14 protein-coding genes are annotated in these 15,150 nt (G+C 62.2%); 5 read left to right on the top strand and 9 right to left on the bottom strand.

Annotated elements, in window-relative coordinates; translation table 11 throughout:
• From PMN64_RS25465 to PMN64_RS25440, 6 genes are all read right to left on the bottom strand, one after another.
• Positions 1-818 (bottom strand): amidohydrolase family protein (locus PMN64_RS25465; protein ID WP_411782606.1); only part of this gene is annotated, 818 nt, incomplete at its 3' end.
• A gap of 2 nt (positions 819-820) precedes the next feature.
• A complete protein-coding gene (locus tag PMN64_RS25460) occupies positions 821-1,951 on the bottom strand; it encodes an Ldh family oxidoreductase (protein ID WP_411782605.1) in 1,131 nt (376 codons plus the stop codon).
• 13 nt (positions 1,952-1,964) lie between these two features.
• Positions 1,965-2,855 (bottom strand): NAD(P)-binding domain-containing protein, encoded by an 891-nt coding sequence (locus PMN64_RS25455; RefSeq protein ID WP_411782604.1) that lies wholly within the window; start codon positions 2,853-2,855, stop codon positions 1,965-1,967.
• Positions 2,852-4,066: an ABC transporter substrate-binding protein gene (locus PMN64_RS25450; RefSeq protein ID WP_411782603.1), complete on the bottom strand. Its 1,215-nt coding sequence runs from the start codon at positions 4,064-4,066 to the stop codon at positions 2,852-2,854. The genes PMN64_RS25455 and PMN64_RS25450 overlap by 4 nt, the downstream gene beginning before the upstream one ends.
• Complete coding sequence (locus PMN64_RS25445; RefSeq protein WP_411782602.1) at positions 4,063-5,586, bottom strand: class I adenylate-forming enzyme family protein; 1,524 nt, start codon at positions 5,584-5,586, stop codon at positions 4,063-4,065. Before PMN64_RS25445 ends, PMN64_RS25450 begins: the two co-directional genes overlap by 4 nt.
• Positions 5,583-6,737 (bottom strand): acyl-CoA dehydrogenase family protein, encoded by a 1,155-nt coding sequence (locus PMN64_RS25440; protein WP_411782601.1) that lies wholly within the window; start codon positions 6,735-6,737, stop codon positions 5,583-5,585. The genes PMN64_RS25445 and PMN64_RS25440 overlap by 4 nt, the downstream gene beginning before the upstream one ends.
• Before the next feature lie 139 nt (positions 6,738-6,876).
• Between PMN64_RS25440 and PMN64_RS25435 the strand changes: the two genes are divergently transcribed.
• Both PMN64_RS25435 and PMN64_RS25430 read left to right on the top strand, forming a co-directional pair.
• A complete protein-coding gene (locus PMN64_RS25435) occupies positions 6,877-7,719 on the top strand; it encodes an IclR family transcriptional regulator (protein ID WP_028334197.1) in 843 nt (280 codons plus the stop codon).
• Between the two features lie 118 nt (positions 7,720-7,837).
• On the top strand, positions 7,838-8,569 hold the full coding sequence (locus PMN64_RS25430) for an IclR family transcriptional regulator (protein WP_411782600.1): 732 nt from the start codon (positions 7,838-7,840) through the stop codon (positions 8,567-8,569).
• On the opposite strand, the gene PMN64_RS25425 is transcribed toward PMN64_RS25430, so the two are convergent.
• From PMN64_RS25425 to PMN64_RS25415, 3 genes are read right to left on the bottom strand one after another with little or no spacing between them, the layout of a single operon-like run.
• Positions 8,566-9,657 carry an acyl-CoA dehydrogenase family protein gene (locus PMN64_RS25425; protein ID WP_411782599.1) on the bottom strand — a complete coding sequence of 364 codons (1,092 nt, stop codon included), beginning with the start codon at positions 9,655-9,657 and terminating at the stop codon, positions 8,566-8,568. The two genes, PMN64_RS25430 and PMN64_RS25425, sit on opposite strands and share 4 nt — an antisense overlap.
• Before the next feature lie 13 nt (positions 9,658-9,670).
• Positions 9,671-10,870, bottom strand: a complete 1,200-nt coding sequence (locus tag PMN64_RS25420) for an acyl-CoA dehydrogenase family protein (protein WP_411782598.1) — start codon at positions 10,868-10,870, stop codon at positions 9,671-9,673.
• Positions 10,867-12,063, bottom strand: coding sequence for a CaiB/BaiF CoA transferase family protein (locus tag PMN64_RS25415; RefSeq protein ID WP_411782597.1), 1,197 nt, complete (start codon positions 12,061-12,063; stop codon positions 10,867-10,869). The genes PMN64_RS25420 and PMN64_RS25415 overlap by 4 nt, the downstream gene beginning before the upstream one ends.
• 209 nt (positions 12,064-12,272) lie before the next feature.
• Here PMN64_RS25415 and dctP point away from each other — a divergent pair, with 209 nt between their 5' ends.
• From dctP to PMN64_RS25400, 3 genes are read left to right on the top strand one after another with little or no spacing between them, the layout of a single operon-like run.
• Positions 12,273-13,277, top strand: a complete 1,005-nt coding sequence (dctP, locus tag PMN64_RS25410; protein ID WP_411782596.1) for a TRAP transporter substrate-binding protein DctP — start codon at positions 12,273-12,275, stop codon at positions 13,275-13,277.
• Positions 13,278-13,283: 6 nt separating this feature from the next.
• The gene (locus PMN64_RS25405) at positions 13,284-13,838 is read left to right on the top strand and encodes a TRAP transporter small permease (RefSeq protein ID WP_411782595.1); all 555 of its coding nucleotides are present in this window, start codon (positions 13,284-13,286) and stop codon (positions 13,836-13,838) included.
• Positions 13,835-15,142 (top strand): TRAP transporter large permease, encoded by a 1,308-nt coding sequence (locus PMN64_RS25400; protein WP_411782594.1) that lies wholly within the window; start codon positions 13,835-13,837, stop codon positions 15,140-15,142. The genes PMN64_RS25405 and PMN64_RS25400 overlap by 4 nt, the downstream gene beginning before the upstream one ends.
• Positions 15,143-15,150 lie beyond the last annotated feature (8 nt).

Below are 15,150 nucleotides of genomic sequence, written 5' to 3'. Positions count from 1 at the left end.
TACTTGGCGAGCCCATCGAGGATCTCACCGACGTCCGGGACAGTGGCAGCGTCGTAGAGACCGACATGGGGCCAGTCACTTCCCCACACCATCCGATCGGGCGCGGCATCGATCAATGCTTCGGCAAACGGAACGACGTCGCGGAACGGATAGGATTGCGCCGAAAGTCTGAAGCCGCCGGACAGCTTCACGTAGCAGCTTGAGTTTCGGACAATGCGGAGCACCGCCTGGAATTCGGGGCTGTCAAGGCCGTTTGCCGCGGCGCACCACCCCATGTGATCGATGATGAAGGGTGCCCGCAGTCGAAGCAGTCGATCGACGATTTCGGGATAAGTCTCGCCGCGGGTCGCGACCTGAACGTGCCAGCCAACTTCCGCGCAGCGGTCCGCCAGGACTTCGAGATTCTGCAGGCCGACACCGCCGCCGACGATATCGAGAATGCGGATACCGCGCACGCCGGCATCCTTGAGCTCGGCGATCTCTTTGTCGGAGATATCGGGGTCGATCACGGCGACCCCACACAGCCTGTCGGGGTATTCGCGCAATGCCTTGACGAGCAGCCGGTTATCGGTTCCGTGCACCGACACCTGCACGACGACACCATACTGCATGCCGACCCTGTCGAGCATCGCGACGAAATCGGCAGGCGATGCCGGCGGTGGATTGAAGTGTCTGCCTGATACAAAAGGATAGTCGACTGCGGGACCGATAACGTGGGCATGCGTCTCCCACGCGCCAGCCGGAACCTTGATCCTCTCCGGAGTTGAAGCCAGTCGCGGAGGGAGACAATCCTTAATGACACCGTCGAAATGAAGCATCGTCACTGCACCTTTGAATCGAGAATGAAATCGACGGCCGCGCTCGTTGCGACGGCCTTCACTTCATCCAGAAACACATCGTTGAGTGGAATGCCGGTCTTCAGCCGCTCCGCTCTGCGCGCGAATTCCGGCTCACCGGCGACGATCACCGGGTTGTCCGGATCGACGGCAGGCGTCGCGCGAAGGTGATCCAGGATGTCGCTGACGTCGTCCTCGAATGACCCGCCGGCACGGAAGAAATCCGGATCCAGCGCAAGGAAGAAATGACCGATATTGTCGGGCGTGCCCGGCTTCGTATCCCGGCTGCGAAACGGCGAGAACGAGCCGCCCGCCAGCGTGCTGCCGAGCAATTGCGCCATCACGGCAAGACCGTAGCCCTTATGGGTGCCGGTTTCGCGGGTGCCGCCCATCGGCATCAATCCGCCGACGTCGCTCTCCATGCAGGTCCGGAAGCCTTCCGTGGGGTCGGTGACCGGCCTGCCGGAGCCGTCCACCACCCAGCCGACCGGAAGCGGCGTCTGATGATATGCGTAGACCTTGACCTTGTTGGCGGCGACCGCGGAGGTCGACATGTCTAGAAGAAACGGATCCCCCCTGCCGGCCGGCGCTGCGAACGCAATCGGGTTGGTGCCGAGCACGGGCGTCGTGCCGCCGGTCGGGAGCACTGCAACGGTACGAGCCGACGACGTGACAAGTGCGATGACACCCTGGCGCGCCGCCATCTCGGCATAGAGCCCGGTCGCTCCAAAGTGATGCGAATTGACGACCGAGACGGCACCGATGCCAATCGCCTTGCACTTCGTGACCGCGAGGTTCATCGCCTCGACCGCGACGGGATGGCCGAGGCCCGCATCGCCGTCCATGAGAGCCGTGGCGGCATTCTCCTTCACGATCCGCGGCTGCGGCGTCATGTTGAGTCCGCCGGCGCGCCGCATCTTGTCATAGAGAGGGAGCATGGACGCGCCGTGAGATTCGATGCCGCGCAGATCGGTTTCGACCAATAGATCCGCGGTCACGTTGACCTTGTCCGGCGTCATCCCCCATGCCGACAACACAAGTTCGATCTGCCTCTTCAAAAGGGCGGGCGTGACGTAGACCAGCCGCTCCTTCGCACCCATCTCCTTCGAATCCATCGGCGAATGTCCTTCAGCTCTTGTTCTTGTCTGTGCTGGCTCGTTCGGCGGCCAGAAGCCATTGCAGGGCCGCTGAAGCATCCAGCCCCGGCATCGCCCCATCCTGCCGGACCAGGTCCGTTGTGTGGCGATAGCGATCGATGGTCGCGCGGGTGGTCAGGCTCCTGAGCCCGAGCGACTTCAACTGCGTTTCCGCCAGCTCCATCTCCACCAACCGCCGGCCGGCATGGGGAGGATGCGTCCTCAGATACATGTCGATGTGGTCGCGCAATGGACGCTGATCGAAATCGCCGAGCAGTTCGATCAGGTCCCGTCGCAAGCCGAGTGCCTCCGCGGCCAGCATCGACTCCACGACCAGCGCATCGAGGCCCTTGGCAAACAGGCTCCGGAGCAGCTTCAGGCTCGATGCATCGCCAACCGCGGAGCCGTCGCGGGCCGATACGGAAAAGCCGAGCGCATTCATCGCCTCCGCGAAGTCCGTTGCCTTCTCGCCCGACGCCAGCAAGGGCGTCCCGATGCCGTGCAGGCTGACGGCGCCCATGATCGCCACATCGACGAACCGCGCACGGTTCGCACCGAGCGTTTCGGCGGCCGCAATCACCTGTGGCGGATCGGCGGCGGTCAGGTCGGCAAGGATCGCCTGCTCCCGTAGTACCGGTGCGATTGTTTTGACCACGTCGCGCAGCCCATCGCCGGTGATCGTCAGCAGCACGAAGTCGGCCGTGCTCGCCGCCCGCGCGACATCCTCGTCGACGTCGATGCCGAGCTTCTTCGCCGAGGCCGTCGCGCGTGGCGATGCGCGCGAGGCAACCTTCAGCTCGACACCGCGATCGAGCAATGCGCTCGCAAAGCTGGTGCCGACCTCACCGAGACCGACGAGTGCAATCGAGGGTGTGCCGGTCATCGTGACGCTTTGACGAGCGGGCAATCGCTTTCATTCAGCGGCCGGAACGCCTGGTCGCCGGGGATCGTATCGATAGTCCGGAAGTAATCCCATGGCTCCTTCGATTCCTTCGGCGACTTGACCTGGAAGATCTGCACCGGATGCGTCATACGCCCGTCGGCGCGGACCACGCCATCGCCAAGCAGCGGGTCCTTGACCGGGACCGATTTCAGATATTCGACCACCTTGCGGCCATCGGTGCTGCCGACTTTCTCGACGGCGCCGAGATAGGCCAGCACCGAGGAGTAAACGCCGCCCTGGAGCGCATCGGGGTGAATCCCCTTGTTGCGCTTGGCGAGCTCGGTCGCGAAGGCTCGCGTCGTCTCGTCCTTGGTCCAGTTCATGCTGCCGGCGGCGAGCAGACCCTGCGTAGCGTCAAGGCCCGCCGCGTGTACGACGGCAAGATTGAACTGCGGCGCGACAATCTTGTACTTGTCCGACGTGATCCCGAACTCGCGGGCCTGCTTGATCGCGTTCGAGAGATCGGCTCCGCCGCTGGCCAGCACGATGACGTCCGCACCGGACGACTGTGCTGTCAGAAGATAGGAGCTGAAGTCCGACGTGTTGAGCGGATGACGCACGGAGCCCAGCAGGGTACCACCCGCTGCCTTGACGAACTTCGTGACGTTCTCCTCAAGGCTGTGCCCGAACGCATAGTCGACCGTGACGAAGAACCACTTCTTTCCGCCCTGATGCATCACACTCTTGACCAGCGCATTGGCGTTTCCATAGGAGTCCCAGGTCCAGTGGATCGTGTTGGGCGAGCACTTGGAGCCGGTCAGGTCGGTCGCGCCGACGCCAGACGGAACCATAACCCGGTCGAACTCCTTCGTGATCTCGACGGCGCCGAGCGCGACGGCCGAGTTGGCGAAGTCGAACACCGCATCGACATCGTCGACCTGATACCAGCGACGCAGGATACCAAGGCCGACGTCGGCCTTGTTCTGGTGATCGGCAAACACGAGCTCGACCGGACGGCCGTTGACCTTGCCGCCAAACTTCTCGATCGCCATCTTGGCTGCCTCGACCGATCCATTTCCGGTCAGATCGGAGAACACCCCGGTCATGTCGGTCAGGACACCGATCTTCACCGTCCCCGATTTGTCTCCCGCCCAGGCACCGGTCGCCAGACAGCAAGCCAGTACACCAAGTACCCTCGCAAGCCCTTTCATTTCAAATTCCTCCCGTTTTCATTATTGGTGAGATCGGTGACCCGATCATCGATGTATTGCAGTTCGCGGCGCAGGATCTTTTCGGTCTGGGTGCGCGGTATCGCGAGAACTCGCTCGACGAACCGAGGCAGCATGTATGTCGGCACCTGATCGGCAAGCCGCCTGCGCACGTCGCGCAGATCGAAATCGTCGTCCGTCACGACTACCGCCTTGACCTCCTCCCCCATGATGGGATCGGCGACGCCGACGATCGCGCAATCCCGGACCCCGGGCAGCTTCAGCAGACGGTCCTCGAGCTCCTGCGGCGAGATCATCTCTCCACCACGCCGAATGAGCTCTTTGGTGCGTCCATGAAAATATAGATATCCGTCGGAATCGAAGCTGCCGACATCGCCGGTGTGAAACCAGAAGTTCCGGCTCGCTTTCGCGAATTCGTCCGGCTTGTTGTAGTAGCCCAGCAGGACTCGGTTCGGCTCGAGCGGACGAACCACGATTTCACCGCGCTCGCCAACCGGGAGCGGGTTGTCGTCGGGGTCCACGATCTGAACCTGCATGTCCGGCCGCACCCGGCCGTTGGCGCCGAGCTTGTGGTCGCGAGCCGTACTCCCGGAAACCCAGCCTCCGACCTCGGTCATGCCGTAGAGTTCGTGCACCTTGAACCCGAAGCGGTCCTCGACGGTGCGGGCGAGCTCTGCCGTCGTACCGCCTCCGATCGTGAACCGCATCGCGTGGTCGCGCATCGGCTCGGCATAGCGCGCGGCCAGAATCGCAAGCACCGTGCCGACGAACGTGCATCCCGTCGCCTGCAAAGCCTTCGCGTCCTCGAAGAACGAGGTCGCCGAGAATCGTCGCCGGAGCCCGAGCGACGCTCCTACCGTCAATGCGGACATGACGGCATAGGTCTGCGGATTGGTGTGATATAGCGGCAGATAGACGAAGATGCGATCGTCGGCGGTCAGTTCGAGGATCCGGGCCGACTGCACGCCGGTCGCCGCGTAACCGCCATGTGCGCACATCACGCCCTTTGGCCGCCCGGTCGTTCCCGACGTGTACAGGATAGTGCAGACATCATGCGGTGCGATGGCCGCGGTCTCGCCCTCGGGCAGACCGGCAAGCTCCCGAAGAAACTCGTCGTCGTCGATCAAGACGAAGGGGGGTTCTGCGGCGCCACCTCGAAGATCGCCACGCCTGGACTCCAGCCAGTCCCGATCGGCCATGATCAGCTTGGCATCGGATTGCGTGACCAGATAATCGATGCTATCACCCTTCAGCTGGTCGTTCAGGCACACTGCGACGGCACCGGCCGCGTTGATGCCGAACCACGTGATCAGGAATGCGGCGGAATTGCCCGCGATCAGCGCCACATGATCGCCCTTCCCGATGCCGCGCGATCGCAACAGCGTCGCACACCGACGCGACAGCGAATGAACCTCCGCAAAGGAGTACGACCGCTCGGCCGTGACGACGAACGGCCTTTGCGGCGTGACTGACGCCCAGTGGGACAGGCGCTCGAGGATCATAGCTCGGCCGCGTAGGTCAGGACACGCTTTGCAAGGGCATTCTTCAGCACTTCGGACGAACCGCCGCCGATCTCGTAGGTCTTGGCGTCGCGCATGAAGCGGCCGAATGGCGCATTCACCATGGTGCCGTAGGCGCCGCAGATCTGGACGCAGCGCGCTGCGACCTCGGTCGCCACCTCCGACGCCAGCAGCTTCGCGGCGCTGGCACGGCGAATGACGTCGTCGTGATTGTCGAGCGCCCGCGCGGCATCATAGACCAGCAGACGCGCGGCATCGATCTTCGCCAGCATATCGGCGAAGTACCACTGGATACCCTGAAAATTGACCACCTTCTGGTCAAAGGCGGTGCGATCGCGCGCGAAGACCAGCGCGGCATCGAACGCCGCCCGTGCAATTCCAACGGATATGCCGGCGGCCAATGTCCGCGAATAGTCGAGCGTCGTGACGGCCTGGCGAACGCCCTTGCCCTCCTGCCCGATCAGGTGATCGAACGGAAGGCGCACGTCCTGCAGCCGAACGTTGACATGCGGGCCGTTGCGCAGGCCGAAGGTCGCCGAGTTCTCGCCGATATAGGTCGAAACGCCGGCGGACTCGCGGGGAACGACAAAGACGGAGACGCCGACATCGGTCTGCGCCAGGATCACAAAAAGCTCGGCGCGCGAGCCGGACGTAATGAACGACTTCTCGCCGTTCAGAACCCAGCCATCCCCTTCCCTGCGGGCCTTGGTCTCGAGCTTGCGGATATCGCTGCCATGCGAAGCTTCAGTGAGAGCGTAGGAGGCGATCAGCCCCCGCGCGAATTGCGGCAAATATTGCTGCTTAAGGCTTTCCGAGCCGAACGTGTTCAGCATCGTCTGCGCCTGGAAGATCGTGATCAGACAGATCGCAACGGCGGCGCTCCCGTAGCCGATCTCCTCGCAGGCGGCGACGCTGTGGGCGTAACCCAGTTCGCGGCCGCCGAATTCCTTCGGCAGCGAGATCGCGTTGCAGCCGAGCTTTGCAAGATCGCGAACGATCTCGGCCGGGTACAGGTCCTTGGCGTCGATCTCATTGGCCAGCGGCACGATGCGCTGCTTCACGAACCGCCGCACCTCGTCCACGAACCCGGCCTCGACCGCGGGCTGCCACATGGTGTTCGGCAAGCCTTCCATCGCGTTTCCTTCGCATTTGTTTTCGCCGAGAGAACAACGCAGATTACCTTGATCGTCAATAAGATATTTAATATCATATATCTGATTAAACGGAGGAAACATGCCACGATCACGATCCGGCAAGTCCTTGGGAATCAGTGTGAAGTCGTCACTGCGCACGTTGCAGATTCTGGAGTACATCGATTCCAGACAGCGGGCCGTGACCATCGCGGAACTGTCGGCAAGTCTCGCATTTCCCCAGTCGAGCACGTCGACGATCGTACAGAGCATGATCAATGCCGGTTATCTCGTCGTTGATCATGATAGTCGGGGAATCCTTCCCAGCAGCCGGGTAGCGGCGTTGGGCAACTGGGTCGAGCCGAGCGTCTCGCGCGCGGACGTTAGATCGCTGATGGTCGCGGTTGGTGAACGCACCAGCCAGACGATCCTGCTCGGCGTCCCGTCTGATCTGTGCGTGCGCTACATCGACGTGATTCCCGGTCGTCACGCGATGCGCCTCGACATCCCGGTGGGATCGCGGCTGCCACTGATGGAAGCCGGCATGGGGCGACTGCTGCTCTCGGAGATGCCGGACCAGACGGTCGAGGAGCTTTGGCAACAGACGAAACGACGCGTCAAGGACGAAGGAGCACAAGGCATCCGCCCCTCCGACGTTTCCAATCTATGGAATGCGAATCCATTCGTCTCGCCGCTTCCCGAAATTATGGAAGAGCTGAAGCAAATCCGACGGACCGGGTTTGCGATTTCGCTGGGGCGGATCTCGCTCGGCGCCGGTATTGTCTGCGTTGCGATGCCGCGCGGACCGCTCGAGCAACCTATCGGACTTGGAATCGGCGGTCTGTCCGAACTGATTTCACGCGACGCCCAGCAAATATTGTCTGTCGTGCGCGATGCGGCCAGCGAATTGGGGATCGCCTTGAAAATGCGCAGCGGGACGACGCGTACATCTGAACGAGAGAAGACCAGGCGTCTGCGAAAATAGCAGGATCAGTCGTCGTACAATGCCCACACGAAGAACCAAAATCTCCGCAGACAGTCAAATCACGGAAGCCACGAGCTATGGCCCTCCCGCAGCGGGCTCGGTCAAGTCGGCGGGACGCGTGCTTCGGATTCTTGAGTTCTTCGACGAAATTCAGCGCGACGCGCGGGTTGCCGAAGTGGCCGAACGCCTTGCGTTTCCGCAATCATCGACCTCCATCCTCCTCAACTGCCTGGTCGAGCTAGGTTACATGGACTATTTGCCGGAGAGCCGCAGCTTCCTGCCCTCACCGCGTGTCACCCTGCTCGGGACCTGGCTGGACAAGGGCCCGGTCAGAAACGGCAGCCTGATCAGGATGCTTGAAGAGCTGTCCCACAAGACCGGCGACACCGTGATCATCGCCGCGCGCAGCGGCATCTTCGCGCAGTATATCCACGTGCTGCAGGCGAGGTCCGCGATGCGCTTCCACGTTCCGCCGGGATCCCGGCGGCTGGTGGTCTGGTCGGCCACCGGCTTTTCGCTGCTGACTGCATGTAGCGACAGAGAGATCCGCGGCCTCTGCACGCGCACGAATGCGGAGGCAGCGCTCGGAATTCCGCGTATCGACATCAATCAGGTGGTCGAGAATGTCGGCCGCACGCGGCGTGATGGCTACTTCTTCTCGGCAGGACTGGTGACGCCGGGCGCAGGGTCGATTGCCATTCCCCTGCCCGAAGGCATCGACGGATGGAACAGAGCGCTCGCCGTTGCAGTGTCAGGTCCTCTGCAGGACATGACACGACGTCGAGCCGAGATCGTCGCACTGCTCAATGATGTCGTGCAGCGCTATCTCCGGCCCGCTCCGTCAGCTTAGGCGGCGCCGACAGCTTCCGGCCGGTCGACCAGCAGCGGCCAGAAGCCTTCTCCGCCGCGCGCGCAGATTACCCGGCCAATTTTTTCCTGCCACCACGGTTCGGCGCCCCATTCGTCGCGCCATGACCACAACCGGCGAGTGGCATAATGCAGCGGGTGCTCCTGCGTAAATCCCATAGCGCCGTGCACCTGATGGCATATGGCGGCAACCTGTCCGGCGGCCTCGCCGCAACGGGACTTTGCGATCGCCACGGCAAACGCATTGTCGCCGAGCAGCGGTGCCTCGGAGAGCGCGTCGCCGGCCGCCGACGCTGCCGCGAAATGCCCGGCAGCAATCGCCAACATGTGCTGAACGGCCTGGAACTTGCTGATCGGACGGCCAAACTGGACACGTTCATTGGCATAGGCCAAAGCATAGTCCATGCAGCGCTCCATCCCTCCGATCATTTGTTGCACCCGGATGGCCGCGCCGAATGGCATCAAACCCTCTGCGGCGAGGCAGGAGGATGCCGGCGACACGTCGTTCGATGAAAGGTGCACGCCGTCGAAGTCGATGTCTTCGCGTGGCTCGCAAGCGACGTTCCGTCGCGCCTTGGTCGAGCTGATCTTTGCGGTGGGCACGCGACAGAGGAACGCCTTTCCGGATGCCTCGCGAGCGAATACCAGCGCGTGCAACGCCTGCTTGCCCCATGGAACGTGGCGCGCGGTGCCATGGAGTGTCGCGCCCCTGGCGCCCGCTACGAGCGTGATGCGATCCAGCGGATTGACCGGCGCAAGCGTCATGGCTCCTTTGATGACCTCCCCGCCGGCATCCGTCCACAGGGCGTTGGCCATGATGGTTTCCGCGAGCGGCAGCGGCACCGAATGAAATGCGGACCTGCGGATCAGGCTCGCAGCCACGCTCGAAGCAAGTCCGACGCCGCCCTTCGCATCCGGCACGAGGGCGAGTGGCAAGCCGGCATCGTCCAGAGCACCCCACAGCGACCCCGGCCAATGACCTGCATCGGCCTCCAGCAGGATCTGCTTGTCGATGTGTTGCTGAAACAGGCGGTCTGCCTGCTCGAGTACGATAGCTGACATGTCTTCCATGATGCGCTCCTTCTCACCGCAATCCGAGACTGCGGGCAATCATCCCGCGCAGGATTTCCGGCGTTCCTCCGCGAATGGTGAAGGACGGGGCGTGTAGCAGCACGTGCGCCAGTCCTTGCGAGTATTCGTCCTCATCGTCGAGGCTCGCTTCCATCGGCAGGAGCTTCCGCACGATCTCCGGGACCTCGCGTTCGAATGCCGTGCCGACGTCCTTGACAAGCGCGGCTTCCGTGACCGGGGTCCCGCCCTGCTCCAGAAGCCCGGCGATCGAGGACGACATTCGCCGCAGCGTAGCGAAGTGAACCGCCAGCCGACCGATCTCGACGGCCTGGCGTTCATTCGGTTCGTGTCCCACCTTGTTGATCAGTTCGACGAGCAGGCGGATATCGGACATCAAGCGGTCCGGACCGGCCCGTTCGAACGCCAACTCGCCGGTGACATGCGTCCAGCCTTCACCCGGCTTACCGATCATCATGTCGTCCGGAACGAAGCAGTCCTTGAAGAAAACCTCGTTGAACTCGTGTCCGCCCGACAGGTTCATGATCGGCCTGATCTCGATACCCTTCGACGTCGTATCCACGATGAACTGGGACAAGCCGGCATGGCGATCCTGGCCGGGTGGCCCGGTGCGGGCCAGCACAATCAGGTAGTGGACGCGGTGTGCGTTCGATGTCCAGATCTTGGCGCCGTTGATTATCCAGCCGTCTTCCACCCGATCTGCCCTGGTTCGAGCGGCCGCGAGGTCCGAGCCGGAGTCGGGCTCGCTCATGCCAATGCCGAAATAGCACTCGCCCGACGCGATTCTGGGCAGGATCAACTCCTTCGCACGTTCGCTGCCATGCTTGAGGATCTGAGGACCCGACTGCCGATCGGCGATCCAGTGCGCTCCGCCTGGTGCCCCGGCCGCCAGCATCTCCTCGGTGACGACGAAACGCTCGAGGTTGGAATACTCGCCGCCGCCATATTGCCTCGGCCAGGTCATGCCGATGAAGCCCGCCTTCGCGGCGCGCCGGCTGAATTCCGGATCGAATGTCGACCACGACGTCCGGTGGGCGGCATAGCGTCGATTGGCCCGCTCATCCTCAAGGAACACGCGGACCTTGCGCCGCATCGCATCGGCTTCCGGCGGAAGCGTCAGGGACTCGAACCGAAATGCGCGCAATTGAACCTCCTTCAGATTATCTCGCTTAGCGCAATGCGCCCGGCGCCTCACTTGCTCCTGACGCTGTTGGCAGACGCCGGCGCAGCGTCCATTCCGATCTCTGCCAGGATCTCGGCCGTATGCTCGCCCAAGCGAGGCGCATGCCGGCGCAGGCGGAACGGTGCTAAGCTAAAGGACACCGGTGCCCGGATCGATTTGTACGCGCCTTCCGACGGATGTTCGGCACGCGCGAACATTCCGACGGCCTTCATGTGCTCGTCATCGGGCAAGTCAGCGAGGCCGAGCACAGGCATGCAGGGAATGCTGACGTCATCGCAGAACGCGACCCATGCGGCGGTGGAGCGCCTGGGAGCTTCTTGTTCGATAATCTCGTAAAGCGTCTCCAGATGAGACGCCCGCTCGACCAGCGGGAAGAAACGGACGTCCGACTTCAGCTCGGGACGCCCGATAAAATCGAAGAAATCGCGCCAGTTCCGATCCGAATAGGGAAGGATGCACATGTAGCCGTCGCCGGTCCGAAACGGCTTCCGCCGCGGGCTGACGACACGGCTATAGCCGGGACTTCCAAGCGAGGGCTCGAAGGCAAAGCCGAGCAGATGCTCGATATAGGCGAATTCCGCCGTGGTCTCAAACATCGGCACCTCGATGGCCTGGCCGCCGCCGCCGCGCTCACGCTGGAACAAGGCCGCCATCACCGAATAGGCGACTGCCTGCCCCGATAGCTTGTCGCACAGCACGGTCGGCATGAATGCCGGCTCGCCTCGCGCGGCAAGGTGCAGCGCGGCAAGGCCGGAGCCCGCCTGGATGATGTCGTCATAAGCGGCCTTGTCGCGATAAGGTCCCTTCTCGCTGAAACCGTAAGCGCCGCAATAAATGATATCCGGCTTGATCGCACGAACCGCCTGATAGCCAGATCCGAGCTTATCGATCGCCCTGGGACGGAGCGAGTGTACGAAGACATCGGCCGTCGCAATCAGCTTGTGCAGTGCAGCCATTCCCGATGGCTGCTTCAAGTCAAGCACGACGCTACGCTTGTTGCGGTTGAGATGGAGAAAGCCGCCGGCCATGCCCTCGCTGCGATTGGGACGGTAGGTGCGAAAGGAATCGCCTTCCTCGCTCTCGATCTTGATCACGTCCGCACCGAGATCGGCCATGATGTGGGTCGCAAACGGCCCCATGATCACATTGGTCAGGTCGATGACGCGGATTCCGCCCAACGGGCCATCTGCAGGGGTCGTGTCCATTCCGAAACTCTCTCGTTCAGTTGGCCGCGTCTACCGGCTCGCCACGCGGGATGTCCAACTTCTACGTGATCGCAGAACGATCAATACGCTTCGGCGTGATCCAGGCATTTATCACATATGCGATTGATTATGACCGTTCGTTCACTTGCTGGCCGGGCCGCGATCAAACATAGTTTTCCTCAACGACAATAAACGACCGGGAGCGAACGATGATGCCGACGAGCCGCCGCGGATTTGCGCATGCAATTGTAGGGGCCATTGCACTGGCGGGCCTTGCAACGGCCGCCCCCGCCTCCGCCGCCGAGAAATGGGATCTCTACATCTACAATCCCGTGGCGACGGTTGCAGCGGCCAAGGGCATGAACGCCATCATCGAGCAGATCGAGAAGGATACCGCCGGCGAGCTGACGATCCGGCTGCACCTCGGCGGATCGCTTCCGATCAACACCACGACCATCACCCAGGCGGTCAGCGACGACGTCGTGCAGATGGGCGACGACGGATACTTTCTCGGCAACGTGCCGATTGGCGGCGTCCTGCGATTGCCGCTGCTGATCCGCTCGCTTGATGAATACAAGAAAGCCGCCGACATCATGGCGCCGTACCTGGAAAAGGCCTTCGAGAAAAAAGGCGTGCTGGTGCTCGGGCAATACCTTTATCCTTACCAGGTCGCATTCTCGAGCAAGAAGCTGATCTCGCTCGCAGACATCAAAGGGCAGAAGATCCGCGTGACCTCGCCCGAGCAGGGCGAATTCATCAAGCGGCTCGGCGGCGTGCCGGTCACGCTTGGCGCGCCGGAAGTCCCCTCGGCGCTGGATCGCAGCATCGTCGACGGCGTGCTCACCGCCAACACCGGCGGCGGAAACACCTGGAAGGACCTGCTGAAATTCAACTATCGGCTGGGCATCAACTACTTCAATTCCATCATCATCGTGAACAAGGATCGCTTCAACAAGCTGTCACCGGAGATCCAGGCCAAGGTCCGCAAGGCGATCACAGACAACATGCCAACGATCACCAAGGCCATGGCGGACGAGGAAGACGGTCTCAGCAAGAAGTTTGCCGAGGGCGGGATGACCGTCACGCCGGAACAGCCCGGCGATATTGACGCCGGCACCAAGGTGATCTCGGCATTCTGGGATGAATGGGCAAAGTCGAAGGGCCCGGATGCCGCGGCAGCGCTCAAACAGGTTCGTGCGGCTCTCGGCCGGTAATCAATCATGGCCGGCGGCATCGAGATCAAGGACGTGGCGCCTGACGGCGCCGTCCACTTCATCGACAACGTGTCATCGGGCCCGGGCCCGGTCGAGAATGCGTCCGAGGCGCTCTGCGCCCTGTTTCTGGTTGCCATGATCATCCTGATCGGAGCGGAAGCGATCGCGCGCAACGTATTTTCGACATCGCTTCAGATAACCGATGAGATCGGCGGCTATCTTCTAGTCGCGACCACCTTCCTCAGCATGTCGGTTGCCGAAGCGCATGGCGCGTTTCACCGGGTTGAGCTGATCCAGGCCCGGCTTGGACAGTCCGCACGGATCGTTTCGCAGATCATCTTTGACCTGATGTCGCTGATCGCCACCGCTTTCGTCACCTGGCAACTGGGGCGCCTCGTGATGAACTCCTGGCGCTCCGAGGACGTGGCTCCCACGCCGCTGCAAACGCCGCTGTGGTTGCCGCAGACCACGATGGCGCTCGGCATGCTGCTCCTGGGCTTCGCCCTGGTCCGCACCATTCTCGTCAAAATCCGCCACCTTCAAGGGAGCACGCAGCGATGACTCCCGGCGTCGAACTGATCCTTGTCCTTGCGATTTTCGTCGGCCTGCTTTGCGTTGGCATGACGATCCCGTTCGCAATCACCGTACCTTCCGTCATTTATCTGCTGCTACACGCCGGTTTGGCCGGGCTGAAAGGCATCGGCCTCGTCAGCTGGGGCAGCATGAGCAGCTTTACGCTGAGCGCCATCCCGCTGTTCATCCTGATGGCCGAGATCCTGCAGGAGAGCCGGTTGAGCCTGCGGGTCTATCACGGCCTGTCGAAGCTGGTCTCGTGGATTCCTGGGGGCTTGCTGCAAACCAACATCGCGGGATGTGCGATCTTTGCCGCCATCAGCGGCTCAAGTGTCGTCACGGCTGCATCGATCGGACGCGTCGCGCTGCCGGAACTTCGGAAGCGCAAATACAGCCCCCGCTTATCCGCCGGCTCTCTGGCCGCAGGGGGCACGCTCGGCATCCTGATCCCGCCGAGTATCGCCATGATCGTCTATGGCACCTTCACGGAGACCTCGGTCGCCAAGCTGTTCATGGCCGGCGTCATGCCGGGCCTGCTGCTGACCGCGATGTTCATGACTTACATTGCCCTGCACGCCTGGTTCAAGCCGGGGATCGCACCCGCTGAAACCGGCGCCCGATCGGTCCGCGAACTGCTGTCGGCCTTGCTCGACGTCATTCCGTTCATGGTGCTGATCGGCGGCACGATCGGGAGCATCTATTCCGGCCTGGTCACGCCGACTGAAGCCGCTGCCGTCGGCTGTGTGCTGGCGATGATCATCGCGATGTTCTGGGGTGAGTTCAGCGTCGCAATTCTCTGGCGCGCATTACAGACCACCGTGCGCGTGTGCGGCAACATCCTGTTCATCGTCTATGCCGCCTTCCTGTTCTCTTACGCCATCAGCTATGCCGGCGTCGGCGAGCAGATCACCCAGTTCCTGGTCGATCTGAAGCTCTCGAAGCTCGAATTCTTCTTTGCTCTGTTCGTGCTCTATACGGTGCTGGGCTGCCTGGTCGAAAGTCTCGGCATGATCGTGGTGACGGTGCCCCTTCTCTATCCCGTTCTGGTCCAATACGGCATCGACCCGATCTGGTTCGGCGTCATCCTCGTGCTCTTCATCGAGATGGGCCAGATCTCGCCTCCCATCGGCATCAATCTTTTCGTGATCCAGAGCATCTGGACCGGCAAGCTGAGCGACGTCGTCACGGGCACGATTCCGTTCCATTTGATCATGTTCCTGCTGCTCGGTCTGCTGGTGATCTTCCCTGAAATCGCAATGTGGCTGCCCTCGCAGGCCACTGTTGTCCCTTGACGAGATGA

The sequence above is a fragment of the Bradyrhizobium sp. UFLA01-814 genome (genome assembly GCF_046718885.1).
In the GTDB taxonomy this organism is placed as follows: Bacteria; Pseudomonadota; Alphaproteobacteria; order Rhizobiales; family Xanthobacteraceae; genus Bradyrhizobium; species Bradyrhizobium elkanii.
The sequence above is the reverse complement of the archived record's forward strand: the minus strand, read 5'-3'. Positions and strand labels throughout refer to the sequence as shown.